Annotated in this window: 15 protein-coding genes; 14 read left to right on the top strand and 1 reads right to left on the bottom strand. The window is 74.4% G+C overall.

Annotation, left to right across the window (positions count from 1 at the left end; all coding sequences use genetic code 11):
* Positions 1–89: 89 nt before the first annotated feature.
* From ABTY59_RS03575 to ABTY59_RS03565, 3 genes are all read left to right on the top strand, one after another.
* Entirely contained in the window at positions 90–1,067 is a 978-nt protein-coding gene (locus ABTY59_RS03575) for a ScbA/BarX family gamma-butyrolactone biosynthesis protein (RefSeq protein WP_352017211.1), read from the top strand.
* 117 nt (positions 1,068–1,184) lie between these two features.
* Entirely contained in the window at positions 1,185–1,559 is a 375-nt protein-coding gene (locus ABTY59_RS03570) for a LysR family transcriptional regulator (protein WP_352017210.1), read from the top strand.
* Positions 1,556–2,305: an HAD family hydrolase gene (locus tag ABTY59_RS03565; protein WP_352017209.1), complete on the top strand. Its 750-nt coding sequence runs from the start codon at positions 1,556–1,558 to the stop codon at positions 2,303–2,305. Before ABTY59_RS03570 ends, ABTY59_RS03565 begins: the two co-directional genes overlap by 4 nt.
* Before the next feature lie 417 nt (positions 2,306–2,722).
* Here ABTY59_RS03565 and ABTY59_RS03560 read toward each other — a convergent pair whose 3' ends face one another.
* Complete coding sequence (locus ABTY59_RS03560; RefSeq protein ID WP_352017208.1) at positions 2,723–3,301, bottom strand: TetR family transcriptional regulator; 579 nt, start codon at positions 3,299–3,301, stop codon at positions 2,723–2,725.
* Between the two features lie 170 nt (positions 3,302–3,471).
* On the opposite strand from ABTY59_RS03560, the gene ABTY59_RS03555 reads away from it, so the two are divergent.
* From ABTY59_RS03555 to ABTY59_RS03505, 11 genes are all read left to right on the top strand, one after another.
* Entirely contained in the window at positions 3,472–4,647 is a 1,176-nt protein-coding gene (locus ABTY59_RS03555) for an acyl-CoA dehydrogenase family protein (RefSeq protein WP_352017207.1), read from the top strand.
* A gap of 68 nt (positions 4,648–4,715) precedes the next feature.
* Entirely contained in the window at positions 4,716–5,144 is a 429-nt protein-coding gene (locus tag ABTY59_RS03550; RefSeq protein WP_352017206.1) for a hypothetical protein, read from the top strand.
* A 272-nt stretch (positions 5,145–5,416) separates the two neighbouring features.
* Entirely contained in the window at positions 5,417–6,208 is a 792-nt protein-coding gene (locus ABTY59_RS03545; RefSeq protein WP_352017205.1) for a TIGR03084 family metal-binding protein, read from the top strand.
* Positions 6,205–7,905, top strand: coding sequence for an acyclic terpene utilization AtuA family protein (locus ABTY59_RS03540; protein WP_352017204.1), 1,701 nt, complete (start codon positions 6,205–6,207; stop codon positions 7,903–7,905). The genes ABTY59_RS03545 and ABTY59_RS03540 overlap by 4 nt, the downstream gene beginning before the upstream one ends.
* Positions 7,902–9,500, top strand: a complete 1,599-nt coding sequence (locus ABTY59_RS03535) for an acyl-CoA carboxylase subunit beta (protein ID WP_352017203.1) — start codon at positions 7,902–7,904, stop codon at positions 9,498–9,500. Before ABTY59_RS03540 ends, ABTY59_RS03535 begins: the two co-directional genes overlap by 4 nt.
* A gap of 7 nt (positions 9,501–9,507) precedes the next feature.
* On the top strand, positions 9,508–11,388 hold the full coding sequence (locus ABTY59_RS03530) for an acetyl/propionyl/methylcrotonyl-CoA carboxylase subunit alpha (protein ID WP_352017202.1): 1,881 nt from the start codon (positions 9,508–9,510) through the stop codon (positions 11,386–11,388).
* On the top strand, positions 11,385–12,518 hold the full coding sequence (locus ABTY59_RS03525) for an acyl-CoA dehydrogenase family protein (protein ID WP_352017201.1): 1,134 nt from the start codon (positions 11,385–11,387) through the stop codon (positions 12,516–12,518). The genes ABTY59_RS03530 and ABTY59_RS03525 overlap by 4 nt, the downstream gene beginning before the upstream one ends.
* A 115-nt stretch (positions 12,519–12,633) precedes the next feature.
* Positions 12,634–13,086: a hypothetical protein gene (locus ABTY59_RS03520; RefSeq protein WP_352017200.1), complete on the top strand. Its 453-nt coding sequence runs from the start codon at positions 12,634–12,636 to the stop codon at positions 13,084–13,086.
* A gap of 165 nt (positions 13,087–13,251) precedes the next feature.
* Entirely contained in the window at positions 13,252–14,829 is a 1,578-nt protein-coding gene (locus tag ABTY59_RS03515; RefSeq protein ID WP_352017199.1) for an AMP-binding protein, read from the top strand.
* Positions 14,826–15,554: an enoyl-CoA hydratase family protein gene (locus ABTY59_RS03510; protein WP_352017198.1), complete on the top strand. Its 729-nt coding sequence runs from the start codon at positions 14,826–14,828 to the stop codon at positions 15,552–15,554. The genes ABTY59_RS03515 and ABTY59_RS03510 overlap by 4 nt, the downstream gene beginning before the upstream one ends.
* Positions 15,542–16,141: a TetR/AcrR family transcriptional regulator gene (locus tag ABTY59_RS03505; protein WP_352017197.1), complete on the top strand. Its 600-nt coding sequence runs from the start codon at positions 15,542–15,544 to the stop codon at positions 16,139–16,141. The genes ABTY59_RS03510 and ABTY59_RS03505 overlap by 13 nt, the downstream gene beginning before the upstream one ends.
* The last annotated feature ends 1 nt before the right edge of the window (position 16,142 follow it).

The raw sequence follows: 16,142 nt of genomic DNA, 5'->3' as shown, positions 1-16,142 counted from the left end.
CGAAGGTATATTTCTTGCTGCCGAGGGGCCGCCGAGGTCCCTCGTCGCCACGATGCTTCACCTTGAGGGGGATAAGGATGTCCATCGGTGTGCTGCAGACCGTGTTACCCGTCGAGCCGCTCACGCCCGTCGAGTCCCTGGAGTCCCTGATCCGGGAGGCCAAGGAAGGTCTGAGCTTCGACCGCACGATCTCCCGCCGGTTCGTGCACCGCGCCTCGGTGACGGAGGTCTTCCTCACCGACGCCGCCGTCGCCGGGACCGACCGCTTCCTGGTCGGCGCCCAACTGCCCCGGAACCACGCGCTGTACCGCCCCGAGGAGACCGGGCAGTGCGACTTCATGCTGCTCGTCGAGACCGTCCGGCAGGCCGGCATCTTCCTGAGCCACCGCTACCACGACGTGCCGATCGGCCACCACTTCATCTTCAAGGCCCTGTCGCTGCGCATCAGCGACCCCGCCGCCCTCCGCGTCGGCTGCGGCCCGCTCGCGGTGGTCCTCGACGTGAAGGTCGTGACGCCCGCCGGGGCACGGAACCCGCGCCGCTTCGACGCCCGCTTCGACATGGTGATCGAGGTCGGCGGCCGGGAGTGCGCCCGCGCCTCCGCCGGGGTCGTCGTGATCGACGGCATCCGGTACGGACGGCTCCGGCAGCGCGGCCGGGTGGCCGGGACGCTCCCGCCGACGGGCCGGGAGACCCCGCTGTACGGGGCGGGGGCCGGCGCCTCCGACGACCGGGGCGTCCTGCGGCCCGTGCCCGCCGCGGAGGCACGGCCCCGGCCGGACGGCACCTGGGAGTGGCGGCTGCACGTCGACCCCGCCCACCCCGGTTACTTCGAGCACCCCTCGGACCACGTGCCCGGGATGCTGCTCCTGGAGGCCTTCCGGCAGGCGGCCCGGCGAGCGGCCGGAGGTACGGCGCTGACCTCGCTGGACGCCGACTTCGCCGGCTTCGGCGAACTGGCCGATGACGTGACGGTGGAGGCCGCGCGGACGGGGGACGGCCGGGTGCGCCTCTCCGCGAGCCAGGGCGCGCGGATCCTCGCCACGGCCGTGGCACGGGGCGCCTGACGGCGCGACAGCGCGACAGCTCAGCAGTGCGACGGTGCACCGGCGCCTCGGCGTCTCGGCACGTCGGCACGTCGGCACGGACAAGAGAAGAACGGACGAGCGTAGAAAGGCAGAAGGATGGAACTCCAGCACTTACGGGCCTTCCGCGAAGTGGCCCGGGAACTCAGCTTCACCCGCGCGGCCCACAACCTGCACTACTCCCAGCCCGCGGTGACCGCGCAGATCAAGGGCCTGGAGGAGGACATGGGCGCCTCGCTCTTCCAGCGGCGCGGCAACCGTTCCGTGGAGCTCACGCCGGCCGGGGCGCGGCTGCGTCCGCTGGCGGAGCGGATCCTCGAACTGGTCGACACGGCGCAGTACGAGATCGCCGAACCCGCCCCCGTCTCCCTCGCGCCGGACGGCCGCGGGACGAGGGACCGGCGGATGCCGCCCCGGCTCACGGACGCCCGCCTCGGCGACGCCCGGCTCGGTGGCAGAGGGGGCAGAGCATGAGCATCGCTCCCGCCCGGGCCGCGTTCTTCGACGTGGACGAGACCCTGATCACCTGCAAGAGCATGGCCTGCGTCCTCGCCCGCTACTGGGGGCGCGGGGAAGTCGCCGCCCGCCGGCTCGCCGCGGCGCGGGGATCGCTCCAGCGACAGATCCGCGAGGGCGTGCCCCGCGAAGAGGTGAACCGTTCCTTCTTCCGCTTCCTCGCCGGCAGCCACCTCGACGACCTGGAGAGCTGCGGCCGGGACTGGTACGAGAAGGCCCGTGCCGGCGGACTGCTCCACACCCCCGTGTACGAGGCGCTGCGCCGCCACCGGGACGCCGGCGACCTGGTCGTCCTCGTCTCCGGCGCCTTCTCCGCCTGCCTCGACCCGCTGGCCCGGGAGGTCGGCGCCGATCTCGTGGTGTGCACCGTGCCCGAGGTGACCTCGGAGGGCGTGCTCACCGGCGAGCTGTCCGGCCCGCCGATGATCGGCGAGGCCAAGGGCGAGGCGGCCGGCCGGATCATGAAGACCTTCGGCCTCGCCGCCGAGGAGTGTTTCGCGTACGCCGACGACGAGAGCGATCTGCCGCTGCTGCGCTCCGTCGGTCATCCCGTCCTGGTGGGCGACGGACCGGTCTCCGCCCCGCCGTCGGAGACGGCGTCCTGGGCCTGGCTGCCGGGCCCGGCGCCGGTGACCCCACCCGCTTCCCCCGCCTCCCCGGTGGCCGCGCGGCCCGCACCCGCTCCGGTGCCACGAGCGGCCTGAGGCTCCGGACCGGGGCGCGGACCCTTCCGCCGCCGCGGCCCGTCACGGAAGCCCCGCGCGTGATCGTCACGGAGGACCCTGCCGTGGCAGAGCCCCGCCGCCACGGTGGCTCCGAGGGCCCGGGCAGCCGCCGTGCCGCGGGAACGTCTCGCGACGCCGGAGGTCTCGGCGCTCCTCATCCCCGAACTCCCGGACTCCGCGCTCTGAACCCCCCGACTCCCGAGCGCTCCTGAGGTCCCGGTCCCCGAACTCCAGGTTCCCGAACTCCAGGTCCCCGAACTCCAGGTCCCCGAACTCCCGGTCTCCGAACTCCGTCAGGCCGCCTCCCCTCGCGCGAGCCCCCACGCGTGCGAGACCCCCTCGCGCGAACCCCCACGTGTGCGAGGACCGTGCGCGGCCCGTCCCGGCTTCTGTCCTTCAGTCGTCGCGGGCTCCCGACAACGCGGGCTCCAGGACGTCCCACACCTCGCTCACCAGCTCCGCGGGACCCGTCGCGTCCTTCGCCGCCACCAGGGCGGGGGCGCCGACGAGGAGGGCGACGACGAGCCGGGCCAGCAGGCTGGCGGGGTGGCCGGTGCGGACGGATCCCTCCGTCTGGCCCTTGCGGACCAGGAGGGCCACGACGTCGCAGAGTTCGCCGAGGGGGGCGGGCACGGTCCCCTCGGCGCGGGCGGCGTCCATCACCAGGCGCAGTCCGGCGGTGAAGGGCTCGTCCTCGTACACCCGGCGGGCGAGGTCGAGGAGCAGTCTCCGCAGGGCGGGTAGTGCCGCGGCGTTCCCCTCCGCCTCGCCGGCGGCGGTGGAGAGGGCGTCGGCCCAGGCCGCTTCGAAGGTGCGGGTCAGCTCCCCGGCGAGATCGGCCTTCGAGGAGAAGTGCCCGTAGAGCGCCCCCTTGGTCAGTCCGGTGCGGGCCGTGATGTCGGCCAGGTTCGTCCCCGCGAATCCGTGCAGGGTGAACTCGGCGGCTGCCGCGCCCAGCACCAGGTCATAGGTCATGCGGGCCCTGTCCTGTTGCCTCACCGAACGTCCGCCTTCCTTCGCCGTGTCGGCCCGCCATGCCTGCCATGACGGGCTCTCAGAAAATACCTTCCGGACCGAATCTTTTTCTACTCGCAACAGCCTCGGATCAGTACCACCACTGAACCTCCACGCAAGGAGTACCTCTCATGACAGTCGTCGACGCCCCCGCCGTCCTCGCCGCCGGTCACCTGCGGGCCGCCGCCGCGCGGTACGCCGAGGAGGCGGAGCGGACCGGCCGCCTCCACCCCGAGGTCGTCCGGGCGATGACCGCCGCAGGGCTCGCCCGGCACTTCGTGCCCCGCCGCTGGGGCGGCACGGCCGGACGCTTCACCGACCTGCTCGACACGGTCGCCGGGATCGGCGCGGCCTGCGCCTCCACCGCCTGGTGCGGGGTGCTGCTCGCCTCCCACGGCCGCCTCGCCGCACACCTGCCGGCCGAGGGTCGGCGCGACCTGTGGGGCGAGTCGCCCGACGTGCGCGTCGCCGCGGCGGTCGTGCCCCCGGCCGGCCGGCTCGTCCGGGCGCCCGGCGGCTGGCACCTGTCGGGGGAGTGGGCCTTCGCCAGCGGGGTCGAGCACGCCGACTGGGTCCTCCTCGCCTCCCTGGACCACTCCGGGGGCGGCGCCCCCGCCTACCGGGTCCTGGCGGTGCCGCGCGAGCGGGTCGGGATGCGGGAGACCTGGGACGCCGTCGGGCTCCGGGCCACCGGCAGCCACAGCGTCACGGTCGACGGGGTGTTCGTGCCCGAGCACCGCACGTTCGTCCGCGAGGCGCTGGTGGCCGGTGTCACCGACGCCGACGCCGCACCCTGCCACCGGGTGCCGTACCAGCTGGTCGCGGCGCTCCTCTTCGCCGCGCCCGCGCTCGGTGTCGCCCGGGGGGCACTGGAGGCCTGGACCCGGCTCATCGGCCCGCGCCGCCTCCCCGACGGGCGGCCGCTGACCGAGGACCCGACGGTCCAGCAGACCCTGGCCCGCTGCGCGGCCGAGATCGAGGCGGCCCGGCTGCTCCTGGAGGCGGCAGCGGCCCGCGCGGACGCCGTCGGATCCGGTGGCCCCTCCGGTGCCGCCCGGCCGGCCCCCGCGGCCGTCGCGGCCGCCCTGAACCAGCGGGACGCGGCCGTCGCCGTCGACCTGCTCACCGGTGCGGTGGAGCGCCTGATGCGGACGGCCGGGGCGCGCGGTCTCCAGGCGGGCGGCGGTCTGGAGCGCGCCTGGCGCGACATCCACGCGATCGCGGCCCACGCGGCCCTCCAGCCCGCCCCGGCGGCTGCGGCCTACGCGGCGACGGTCTTCCCGCCGGACCCGGCCGCGGGGGCCTGACGGGGGGCGATCATCCGGCGAGGGGGTCTATACGCGCGGTGTATACACCGCGCGTATAGTCAGCCCACATGGCACCGTCCCCACACCCGCCCGCACCCCGCGTCCCCCGCGTCCTCAAGGCGCTGCTCGTCTCCGTGATCGGGGTGGCCCTGGCGCATCTGATCCTGTCCGACACGCTCTATCTGTCCTTCGCGGGACAGGCGGCCTCCGCGCTCGGGGCCGGGCCCGGGTACTCCGCCGACCAGGCGTTCACCACCGCGCTCATCAACACGTTCCTGGTCATGCCGCTGGTCCTGTGGATCGGGATGCTGATCACCGGGGAGCGGCGCGTCGGGCCGATGGTGCTGGTGGGGACGGTCGCCTGGATCACGGCCGTCGGGAACGGCGTCGACCTGATCGACGACGCCCCCGGCACCCTCCTCCCCCTGCCCTCCCTCGCCCTGGTCGTCGGCGTCACCGCCCTGGCCTCCCTGGTCCGGAGGAAGAAGAAGGCCTAGAGCTCGTCCTGGCGATCAGGCCGGATCGCGCCGCGAGCCCGGCCTGATCGGCAAGACACCCCACAGGGCCCGTCCGTGCAGCCCCCGGCGCAGGCCCCCCGCGCAGGCCCCCCCGCGCAGCCCCCCCCCGCAAGCCCCCCGCGCAGGCCCCCCCCGCGCAGCCCCCCGCAGCCCCTCATCGAACAAAGCAAGCATGCTTGATTGTTTCTGTTCCCGCTGGCATGCTCCTCCGCGAAGGCCCGTGACCGCCCGTCCCCCGAGGGGAGCGCACCGTGTCCGACCCCGTCGTCGTCCTCGACGACCTGCGTGCCGAGAGCGAAGAACTCGACCGTCTCGTCGCGGAGTTGACCGACGAACAGTGGGCCGTCCCCACCCCCGCCCCCGGCTGGACGGTCGCCCACCAGATCGCCCACCTCGCCTGGACCGACCGGGCGGCGCTCCTCGCCGCCACCGACGCCGAGGCCTTCGCCGCCGAGACGGAGAAGGCCCTCGCGGCCCCCGACCGCTTCGTCGACGAGGGCGCCGAAGAGGGCGCGAAGCTGCCGCCCGCCGCCCTCCTCGCCGACTGGCGCCGTGGCCGCGAGCGGCTCCAGGAGGCCCTCCGCGCGGTCCCGCCGGGCGTCAGGTTCCCCTGGTACGGGCCGCCGATGAGCGCCCAGGCCATGGCCACCGCCCGGCTGATGGAGACGTGGGCGCACGCCCAGGACGTCGCCGACGCCCTGGGGGCCGTCCGTACGCCCACCGCCCGGCTCCGGCACGTCGCCTGGATCGGCCACCGGGCCCGCGACTACGCCTTCCTGGTGCGGGGGATCCCGGCGCCCGAGGAGCCGTTCCGCGTCGAACTCCGGTCCCCGGACGGGGAGCTGTGGACGTACGGCCCCGAGGGCGCCGCCCAGCGCGTCACCGGCCCGGCCCTCGACTTCTGCCTGCTCGTCACCCAGCGCGTGCACCGCGACGACACCGCCCTGGTCGCCGAGGGCGAGGACGCCGAGCGCTGGCTCGGCATCGCCCAGGCCTTCGCGGGCCCGGCGGGCGGCGGCCGCGTCGCCCAGGGGGACGCGTGAAGGGCGTCCTCCGCGTCGGCAACGCCTCCGGCTTCTACGGCGACCGTTTCGACGCGGTCCGCGAGATGCTCACGGGCGGTGAACTCGACGTCCTCACCGGCGACTACCTGGCCGAGCTGACCATGCTCATCCTCGGCCGCGACCAGCTGAGGGACCCGGCCGCCGGGTACGCGAAGACCTTCCTGCGGCAGATGGAGGAGGGCCTCGGCCTCGCCCACGAGCGCGGGGTCCGGATCGTCACCAACGCCGGTGGCCTCCACCCCGCCGGGCTCGCCGACGCCCTGCGCACCCTCGCGGCGAAGCTCGGCCTGCCGACCCGCGTCGCCCACGTCGAGGGCGACCGGCTGCCCGCCGGGGACGGCGCCCTGGCCGCCAACGCCTACCTCGGCGGCGCCGGCATCGCCGCCTGTCTCGCCGCCGGCGCCGACGTCGTCGTCACCGGCCGGGTCACCGATGCCGCGCTGGTCACCGGCCCCGCTCAATGGCACTTCGGCTGGGGCCCCGAGGCGTACGACGAGCTGGCGGGCGCGGTCGTCGCCGGGCACGTCCTGGAGTGCGGCACGCAGGCCACCGGCGGCAACTACGCCTTCTTCCGCGGCCACGACGTGCGCCGCCCCGGCTTCCCCCTCGCCGAACTCCACGCCGACGGCAGCGCGGTCATCACCAAGCACCCCGGCACCGGCGGCCTCGTCGACACCGGCACGGTCACCGCGCAGCTCCTCTACGAGACGGCCGGCGCCCGCTACGCCGGACCCGACGTGACCGCCCGCCTCGACACCGTACGGCTCACCCGGGAGGGCCCCGACCGGGTCCGGATCGAGGGCGTCCGGGGAGAGGCCCCGCCCCCCACCCTCAAGGTCGGCCTCAGCAGGCTCGGCGGCTTCCGCAACGAGGTCGTGTTCGTGCTCACCGGCCTCGACGTCGAGGCGAAGGCGGACCTCCTCAAGGAGCAGATCACCGACGCGTTCGCCGGGGCGGCGCCCGCCGAGGTCCGCTGGGAGCTCGCCCGCACCGACCGCCCCGACGCCGCCACGGAGGAGACCGCGAGCGCCCTGCTCCGGCTCGTCGTCCGCGACCGCGACCCGGAGAAGGTCGGCCGGGCCGTCACCGGCGCCGCCATCGAACTGGCCCTCGCGAGCTACCCCGGCTTCCACGTCACCGCCCCGCCCGGCAAGGGCGCCCCCTACGGGGTCTTCGAGGCGGCGTACGCGCCCGCCGGCGAGGTCCCGCACACGGCGGTCCTCCCCGACGGGACCCGCCGGCCGCTCCCCGTACCGCCGAGGACGCTCGCCCTGGAACCCGTACCCGACCCGGACCTGCCGCCGCCGCTTCCCGAAGGACCCACCCGGAGGGCGCCCCTCGGGCGGATCGCCGGGGCCCGCAGCGGCGACAAGGGCGGCGACGCGAACGTGGGCGTGTGGGTGCGGACCGAGGAGGAGTGGCGGTGGCTGGCCCACACCCTCACGGTGGAGAAGGTCAGGGAACTCCTGCCCGAGACCGCCGACTTGACCGTCACCCGGCACCTCCTCCCCAACCTCCGCGCGGTGAACTTCACGATCGCCGGGATCCTCGGCGAGGGCGTCGCCTCGCAGGCCCGCTTCGACCCGCAGGCCAAGGCGCTCGGCGAATGGCTCCGCTCCCGCCACGTGGACGTACCGGAGGAACTCCTGGTGGACCGACTGGAGGAACAGCAGTGACCGTCCTCGCCTCCGCCCTCGACACCGGCGGACCCGACTACACCGCGCACCGCTCGGCCATGCTGGACAAGCTCGCCGCCCTCGACGCCGAGCACGCGAAGGCCCTCGCCGGCGGCGGCGAGAAGTACACCGCCCGGCACCGGGCGCGCGGCAAGCTCCTCGCCCGCGAGCGCATCGAGCTGCTCCTCGACCCGGACAGCCCCTTCCTCGAACTCTCCCCGCTCGCCGCCTGGGGCAGCGACTACACCGTGGGCGCCTCGCTCGTCACCGGCGTCGGGGTCGTCGAGGGCGTGGAGTGCCTGATCACCGCGAACGACCCGACGGTGCGCGGCGGCGCCTCCAACCCGTGGACGCTGAAGAAGGCCCTGCGGGCCAACGAGATCGCGTACGCCAACCGGCTGCCCGTGATCTCGCTCGTCGAGTCCGGCGGCGCCGACCTGCCCTCGCAGAAGGAGATCTTCATCCCCGGCGGGGCGCTCTTCCGGGACCTCACCCGGCTCTCCGCCGCCGGCATCCCCACCCTCGCGGTCGTCTTCGGGAACTCGACGGCGGGCGGCGCGTACGTCCCCGGCATGTCCGACCACGCCGTGATGATCGAGGAGCGGTCGAAGGTCTTCCTCGGCGGGCCGCCGCTGGTGAAGATGGCGACGGGCGAGGAGAGCGACGACGAGTCCCTCGGCGGCGCCGAGATGCACGCCAGGACCTCCGGTCTCGCCGACCACTACGCCGTCGACGAGGCCGACGCGATCCGCCAGGCCCGGCGGATCGTCGCCCGCCTCAACCACCGCAAGGCGCACCCCGACCCGGTGGGCGCGGAGCCCCCGAAGTACGACCCGGAGGAGCTGCTCGGGATCGTCCCGGGCGACCTCAAGACCCCCTTCGACCCGCGCGAGGTGATCGCCCGGATCGTCGACGGCTCGGACTTCGACGAGTTCAAGCCGCTGTACGGGACCTCGCTGACCACGGGCTGGGCGCGGCTCCACGGCTACCCGGTCGGCATCCTCGCCAACGCGCAGGGCGTGCTGTTCTCCGCCGAGTCGCAGAAGGCCGCCCAGTTCATCCAGCTCGCCAACCAGCGCGACATCCCGCTGGTCTTCCTCCACAACACCACCGGCTACATGGTCGGCAAGGAGTACGAGCAGGGCGGCATCATCAAGCACGGCGCCATGATGATCAACGCGGTGTCGAACTCGAAGGTCCCCCACCTGTCCGTCCTCATGGGGGCGTCGTACGGCGCCGGGCACTACGGCATGTGCGGCCGGGCCTACGACCCGCGCTTCCTCTTCGCCTGGCCGAGCGCGAAGTCCGCCGTCATGGGCCCCCAGCAGCTCGCCGGAGTGCTCTCCATCGTGGCGCGCGCGTCGGCGGAGGCGAAGGGGCAGCCGTACGACGAGGAGCAGGACGCCGGCATGCGGGCGTTCGTCGAGGCGCAGATCGAGTCCGAGTCGCTGCCGATGTTCCTGTCCGGCCGGCTCTACGACGACGGGGTCATCGACCCCCGCGACACCCGCACGGTCCTCGGGCTGTGCCTCTCCGCGATCCACACGGCACCGGTCGAGGGCGCGCGCGGCGGCTTCGGCGTCTTCCGAATGTGAGGCACTGATGATTTCGACCGTACTGGTCGCGAACCGGGGCGAGATCGCCTGCCGGGTCTTCCGCACCTGCCGTGACCTGGGCATCTCCACCGTCGCCGTGTACTCCGACGCGGACGCCGGCGCGCTGCACGTCCGGGAGGCCGACGCGGCGGTACGGCTGCCGGGGGCCGCGCCTTCGGAGACGTACCTGCGCGGCGACCTGGTGGTGGCGGCCGCGCTCGCGGCGGGCGCCGACGCCGTCCACCCCGGCTACGGCTTCCTCTCCGAGAACGCCGACTTCGCGCGGGCCGTGACCGACGCCGGCCTGACCTGGATCGGGCCGCCGCCCGCCGCCATCGAGGCGATGGCGTCGAAGACCCGCGCGAAGGAACTCCTCGGGATCGCGCCGCTCCGCCCGGAGGACGTCACCGGCGCCGACCTGCCCGTCCTGGTGAAGGCGGCGGCGGGCGGCGGCGGCCGGGGCATGCGGATCGTGCGGGAACCGGGCGACCTGTACGAGGAGTTGAAGGCGGCGTCGGCGGAGGCGGCGAGCGCCTTCGGAGACGGCGAGGTGTTCGTCGAGCCGTACGTGGAGAACGGCCGGCACGTCGAGGTGCAGCTCCTCTGCGACGCCCACGGCACGGTCTGGGCGCTCGGCACCCGGGACTGCTCCCTCCAGCGCCGGCACCAGAAGGTGATCGAGGAGGCCCCGGCGCCCGGCCTGCCGGCCGCGCTCGAAGCGAGCCTCCTCGACACGGCCGTCCGCGCGGCGAAGGCCGTCGGCTACGTCGGCGCGGGCACGGTCGAGTTCCTCGTCGCCGACGGGCGGGCGCACTTCCTGGAGATGAACACCCGCCTCCAGGTGGAGCACCCGGTGACCGAGGAGGTGTACGGCGTCGACCTCGTCGCCCTCCAGCTGGCCGTCGCCGAGGGGCAGCCGCTGCCCCCCGAGCCCCCGGCCCCGCGCGGGCACGCCGTCGAGGCCCGGCTCTATGCCGAGGACCCCGCCCGGGGCTGGGCCCCGCAGACCGGCGTCCTGCACCGCTTCGAGACCCCGGACGGCGTGCGCGCCGACACGGGCTACGCCTCCGGGGACACGATCGGCGTCCACTACGACCCGATGCTCGCGAAGGTGATCGTCCACGCCGCCACCCGGGAGGCGGCCCTCCGCAAGCTCGCCCACGCCCTGGAGCGGACGGTCGTGCACGGCCCCGTCACCAACCGGAACCTGCTGCTGGCGTCGGTGCGGCACCCGGAGTACGCGTCGGCGGAGGCCCTGGACACGGGCTTCTACGACCGGAACCTGCCCGCGCTGACGGCCCCGCCGCCCGGCGAGGAGTACGCGGCGGTGGCGGCGGCGATCGCCCGCGCCTCGGCCGGCACCGGCCGCTTCGGCGGCGGCTGGCGCAACGTCCGCTCACAGGACGAGACGAGGACGTACGGCGGCCACGAGGTCCGCTACCGGCCGGCGCGGGACGGCGGCCACGAGGTCACGTCCCCGGAGGGCGTACGGGTCGTGGCGGCGGCGCCCGGCCGCGTGAGCCTGGACGTGGACGGGGTCGTACGGCACTACGACGTCACCGCCTACGGGGACACGGTCCACGCGGGCGGCCACCGCCTCGCCGTCCCGCCCCGCTTCACGGACCCGCGCGACCAGTCGGTCCCCGGCTCCCTGCTCGCCCCGATGCCCGGCACCGTCGTCCGGGTCGCGGACGGCCTCGCCGTCGGCGACCGGGTCACCGCCGGACAGCCGCTCCTCTGGCTGGAGGCCATGAAGATGGAGCACCGCGTCACCGCCCCCGCCTCCGGCACGCTCACCGCGCTCCACGCCACGCCCGGCCGCCAGGTCGAGCCCGGCGCCCTGCTAGCCGTCGTCCTGACCGAAGCACAGGAGGAAGACCCCGCATGAGCACCCTCATCGAGACCGAAGAGCTCACCGCCCTCCGATCCGCCGTCTCCGCGCTCGGCCACCGCCACGGCCCCGGCTTCGACCGGGCCGCGCTCTGGGCGGAGGCCGGCAAGCTCGGCTACCTGGGCGTGAACCTGCCCGAGGAGTACGGGGGCGGGGGCGGCGGCATGGCCGAGCTGTCGGTCGTCCTGGAGGAGGCGGGCGCGGCCGGCGCACCGCTGCTCATGATGGTCGTCTCGCCCGCGATCTGCGGCACGGTCATCGCCCGCTTCGGTACCGAGGAGCAGAAGCGGGCGTGGCTGCCGGGGCTCGCGGACGGGTCGAGGACGATGGCGTTCGGGATCACGGAGCCGGACGCGGGATCGAACTCGCACCGCATCACGACGACGGCGACCCGCACCGAGGAGGGCTGGGTCCTCAGCGGCCGGAAGGTGTTCGTCTCGGGCGTGGACATCGCCGACGCGACCCTGATCGTCGGGCGGACGTCGGACGCCCGCACGGGCAGCCTGAAGCCCTGCCTCTTCATCGTCCCCCGGGACGCCCCCGGCTTCGGGCGCCGCCACATCGAGATGGAACTGGACGCGAACGAGAAGCAGTTCGAGCTGACGCTCGACGACGTCCATCTGCCGTTCGAGGCCCTGGTGGGCGACGAGGACGCGGGCCTCCTGCAGCTCTTCGCCGGCCTGAACCCGGAGCGGATCATGACGGCGGCCTTCGCCATCGGCATGGGCCGGTACGCCCTCGCGCAGGCGGTGAAGTACGCGAAGGAACGCCAGGTCTGGAAGGCCCCGATCGGCGCCCACCAGGCCATCGCCCACCCGCTCGCGCAGGCGCACATCGAGCTCGAACTGGCCCGCCTGATGATGGCGAAGGCCGCGCACCTCTACGACGCGGGCGACGACATGGGTGCGGGCGAGGCCGCGAACATGGCGAAGTACGCGGCGGCGGAGGCCTGTGTGAGGGCGGTCGACACCTCGGTCCACACCCTCGGCGGCAACGGCCTCACGAAGGAGTTCGGCCTGGCCCGCCTGGTCACGGCGGCCCGGGTGGCCCGCATCGCCCCGGTCAGCCGCGAGATGATCCTGAACTACGTCTCCCACCAGACCCTGGGTCTGCCCAAGTCGTACTGAGCGCGCCGGGTGGTACCCGGGTATGACGGGGGAGTTGGCTCCGGGGTGTGACGACCGGGGCGCCGGCAGGGCGTGAGGGTGCGGGCATCCGCCGAACGAGTCGAGGAGCCCGCCGATGTCTCCCATGCCCCCGGTCCGCCGAGCCGTCCGGACCGCCGCCCGCGCGTTCCTGGCGCTGCCGGTCGGTCTTGCGGCCGTCGCACTGGTCCTGACCGGGCAGCCGGGCCGGGCCGCCCGCGTGCAGGCCCGGCTCGCGGGCGGCGAGTGGACCGGAGGCCGGGTGCTCGGCCGGGCGGTGCTCGGCCTGCCGCTGGACGCGGCGGCCTTCCTCCTCGTCGGGTACGCGCTGTTCAACTCCGTACGGAACCTCGGCTACCCCCTGTGGTACCTGGACACCGACTACCACCAGGCCTGGGGCGGCCCGACCATGGCCGGTGTCTGGGCGGTGCACGCGGGCGGCTGGCTGCTCTGCCTGGCGGTCCTCCACTGGCCGGTCCGCCGGCTGGCGCGCGGCCAGCAGGCCTTGGACCGGCGCGCCACGGGCGACGGCCGCGCGCCGGACGCGTGAGCGCCCTCGCAGGCCGTCGGGCCGTGCCCGCCCGGAAGGGTCGCTCCGTCCCCAGAACCATGCAAGCATGCTTGATTGTTTTTCGGGGTACTGACAGGGTCTCCCCAAGTTCCGCCCGCAGCGGCGATCCTGGCGATCACCTTCCACCTCCCCAGGGGGCAACGCATGGTGTTCCACAGCGCGTACGAGCCCGTTCCCACCGTCTCCCTCCCCATCCACGACGCCGTGCTCGGACGAGCCGCCGAGTGGGGTGACACGCCCGCGCTGATCGACGGCGCCGGGGAGCTCAGCCTCACGTACGGGCAGGTCGACGGCTTCCACCGGCGGGTCGCCGCCGGGCTGGCCGAGGCCGGCGTGCGGAAGGGGGACGTGCTCGCGCTGCACAGCCCCAACACGGTCCTGTTCCCCATCGCCTTCTACGCCGCCACGCGCGCGGGTGCCTCCGTCACCACCGTGCACCCGCTCGCCACGCCCGAGGAGTTCGCCAAGCAGCTCCGCGACTCCTCGGCGCGGTGGATCGTGACGGTGTCCCCGCTGCTCGCCTCGGCCCGCGCGGCGGCCGAACTCGCCGGCGGGATCGAGGAGATCCTCGTCTGCGACCGGGCGGACGCGGCGGAGGGCGTCCGGTCCCTCCAGGACTTCCTCGGCTCCACCGGGCCCGTGCCCGAGGTCGACCTCGACCCCGACCGGGACGTCGCCGCCCTCCCGTACTCCTCCGGCACCACCGGCGTCCCCAAGGGCGTCATGCTCACCCACACCTCCATCGCCACCAACCTCGCCCAGCTGACGCCCGTCATCCCCATGGGGCCGGGCGACCGGATCCTCGCCGTCCTCCCCTTCTTCCACATCTACGGGCTCACCGCCCTCATGAACGCCCCCCTCCGCTCCGGCGCCACCGTCGTCGTCCTGCCCCGCTTCGAACTCGACACCTTCCTCGGCGCCATCCAGAAGCACCGCATCAACGGCCTGTACGTCGCCCCGCCGATCGTCCTCGCCCTCGCCAAGCACCCGGCCGTCGCCGACTACGACCTGTCCTCCCTCCGGTACGTCGTCAGCGCCGCCGCCCCCCTCGACGCCGCCCTCGCCGAGGCCTGCTCGGCCCGCCTCGGACTGCCGCCCGTCAGCCAGGCGTACGGCATGACGGAGCTGTCGCCCGGCACCCACGTCGTCCCGCTCGACGCCCCCGCGCCCCCGCCCGGCACCGTCGGGAAGCTGCTGCCCTCCACCGAGATGCGGATCCTCTCCCTCGACGACCCCGAGAAGGACGCCGCACCGGGCGAGAAGGGCGAGATCGCCATCCGGGGACCGCAGGTCATGAAGGGCTACCTCGGCCGGCCCGACGCCACCGCCGCCATGATCGACGGCGACGGCTGGGTGCACACCGGCGACATCGGCCGCGTCGACGAGGACGGCTGGCTCTTCGTCGTCGACCGCGTCAAGGAACTCATCAAGTACAAGGGCTTCCAGGTCGCCCCCGCCGAACTCGAAGCGCTGCTCCTCACCCACGAGGGCATCGCCGACGCCGCCGTCATCGGCGTCACCGGCACCGACGGCACCGAGATCCCCAAGGCCTTCGTGGTCCGCCAGCCCACCGCACCCGGCCTCACCGCCGAGGAGGTCGTCGCGCACGTCGCCGCGCGCGTCTCCCCGTACAAGAAGGTCCGCAGCGTGGAGTTCATCGACACCGTCCCCCGGGCAGCGTCCGGGAAGATCCTCCGAAGGGAACTGAGGGACCGCGCATGACCCTTGTCGACGCCACCGAGGAGCGGGGCATCACCACCCTCGCCCTGAACTCCCCGGACACCCGCAACGCGCTCTCCGCGCCGCTCGTCACCGAACTCGCCGACGCGCTCACCGCCTGCGGCAAGGACCCCGCCGTCCGGGCGGTCGTCCTCACCCACACCGGCTCCACGTTCAGCGCGGGCGCCGACCTGAAGGCCCCGCCCAGCCCGTACGCCTTCGTCGACCTGCTCCGGCAGATCGTCGAGCTGCCGAAACCGGTCGTCGCCCACGTCACCGCGGGCGCCCACACCCGGGCGGGAGGCCTCGGGCTGCTCGGCGCCGCCGACATCGTCCTCGCCGGTGAGGGCGCCGACTTCGCCCTCACCGAGGTACGGATCGGGGTCGCGCCCGCCGTCGTCTCGCTCACCCTCCTGCCCCGCCTGGCGCCGCGCGCCGCCGCCCGGCACTACCTGACGGGTGAGCGCTTCGGCGTCCCCGAGGCGATCGCCATGGGTCTCGTCACCGCCGGCGACGAGGAGCTCCCCGGCATCCTCGACTCCCTCCGCGCCGCCTCCCCGCAGGGCCTGCGGGAGGCGAAACGACTGGTCACCGCTAGAGTCCTGGAGACCTTCGAACGCGACGCGGAGGACCTGGTGCAGAGGTCGGCCACGCTCTTCGCCTCCGCCGAGGCGCGCGAGGGGATGACGGCCTTCCTCGAACGACGGGACCCCGCATGGCGGCTCTGACCGCGCCCAAGCCCGACCGGAACCCCAAGCAGGACCGGAGCCGCGCCACCCGGCAGCGGCTCCTGGAGGCCGCCGTCTCCTGCCTGGCCGAGCACGGCTGGGCGGGCTCCACGGTCTCCGCCGTCGCGGAACGGGCCGGCGTCTCCCGGGGCGCCGCCCAGCACCACTTCCCCACCCGCGAGGACCTGTTCACCGCCGCCGTCGAGTACGTCGCGGAGGAACGCTCCCAGGCCCTCAGGGCCGTCCGCACGGACGACCGGGAACAGGCCGTCGCCGCCCTCGTCGGCCTCTACACCGGGCCCCTCTTCCGGGCCGCCCTCCACCTGTGGGTCGCCGCCTCGGGCGAGGAGCAGCTCCGCGAGCGGGTCACCGAGCTGGAGGCCCGCGTCGGGCGCGAGTCCCACCGCATCGCCGTCGAGGTCCTGGGCGCCGACGAGTCCCGCCCCGGCGTCCGCGAGACCGTCCAGGGCCTCCTGGACATGGCCCGCGGCCTCGGCCTGGCCACCCTCCTCACGGACGACCGCGCCCGCCGGGAACGCGTGGTGTCCCAGTGGGCGCGGCTGGTGAACGAGGCGCTGGGGGTCTAGG

This window comes from Streptomyces sp. NPDC096079, assembly GCF_040303145.1.
In the GTDB taxonomy this organism is placed as follows: domain Bacteria; phylum Actinomycetota; class Actinomycetes; order Streptomycetales; family Streptomycetaceae; genus Streptomyces.
The sequence above is the reverse complement of the archived record's forward strand: the minus strand, read 5'-3'. Positions and strand labels throughout refer to the sequence as shown.

Excerpts from the sequence above, each read along its gene's own strand:
- ABTY59_RS03525 (WP_352017201.1), top strand. The coding sequence starts at position 11,385 with ATGAGCACCCTCATCGAGACCGAAGAGCTCACCGCCCTCCGATCCGCC.
- ABTY59_RS03555 (WP_352017207.1), top strand. The coding sequence starts at position 3,472 with ATGACAGTCGTCGACGCCCCCGCCGTCCTCGCCGCCGGTCACCTGCGG.
- ABTY59_RS03570 (WP_352017210.1), top strand. The coding sequence starts at position 1,185 with ATGGAACTCCAGCACTTACGGGCCTTCCGCGAAGTGGCCCGGGAACTC.
- ABTY59_RS03515 (WP_352017199.1), top strand. The coding sequence starts at position 13,252 with ATGGTGTTCCACAGCGCGTACGAGCCCGTTCCCACCGTCTCCCTCCCC.
- ABTY59_RS03520 (WP_352017200.1), top strand. The coding sequence starts at position 12,634 with ATGTCTCCCATGCCCCCGGTCCGCCGAGCCGTCCGGACCGCCGCCCGC.
- ABTY59_RS03505 (WP_352017197.1), top strand. The coding sequence starts at position 15,542 with ATGGCGGCTCTGACCGCGCCCAAGCCCGACCGGAACCCCAAGCAGGAC.
- ABTY59_RS03530 (WP_352017202.1), top strand. The coding sequence starts at position 9,508 with ATGATTTCGACCGTACTGGTCGCGAACCGGGGCGAGATCGCCTGCCGG.
- ABTY59_RS03550 (WP_352017206.1), top strand. The coding sequence starts at position 4,716 with ATGGCACCGTCCCCACACCCGCCCGCACCCCGCGTCCCCCGCGTCCTC.
- ABTY59_RS03510 (WP_352017198.1), top strand. The coding sequence starts at position 14,826 with ATGACCCTTGTCGACGCCACCGAGGAGCGGGGCATCACCACCCTCGCC.
- ABTY59_RS03560 (WP_352017208.1), bottom strand. The coding sequence starts at position 3,301 with ATGACCTATGACCTGGTGCTGGGCGCGGCAGCCGCCGAGTTCACCCTG.
- ABTY59_RS03565 (WP_352017209.1), top strand. The coding sequence starts at position 1,556 with ATGAGCATCGCTCCCGCCCGGGCCGCGTTCTTCGACGTGGACGAGACC.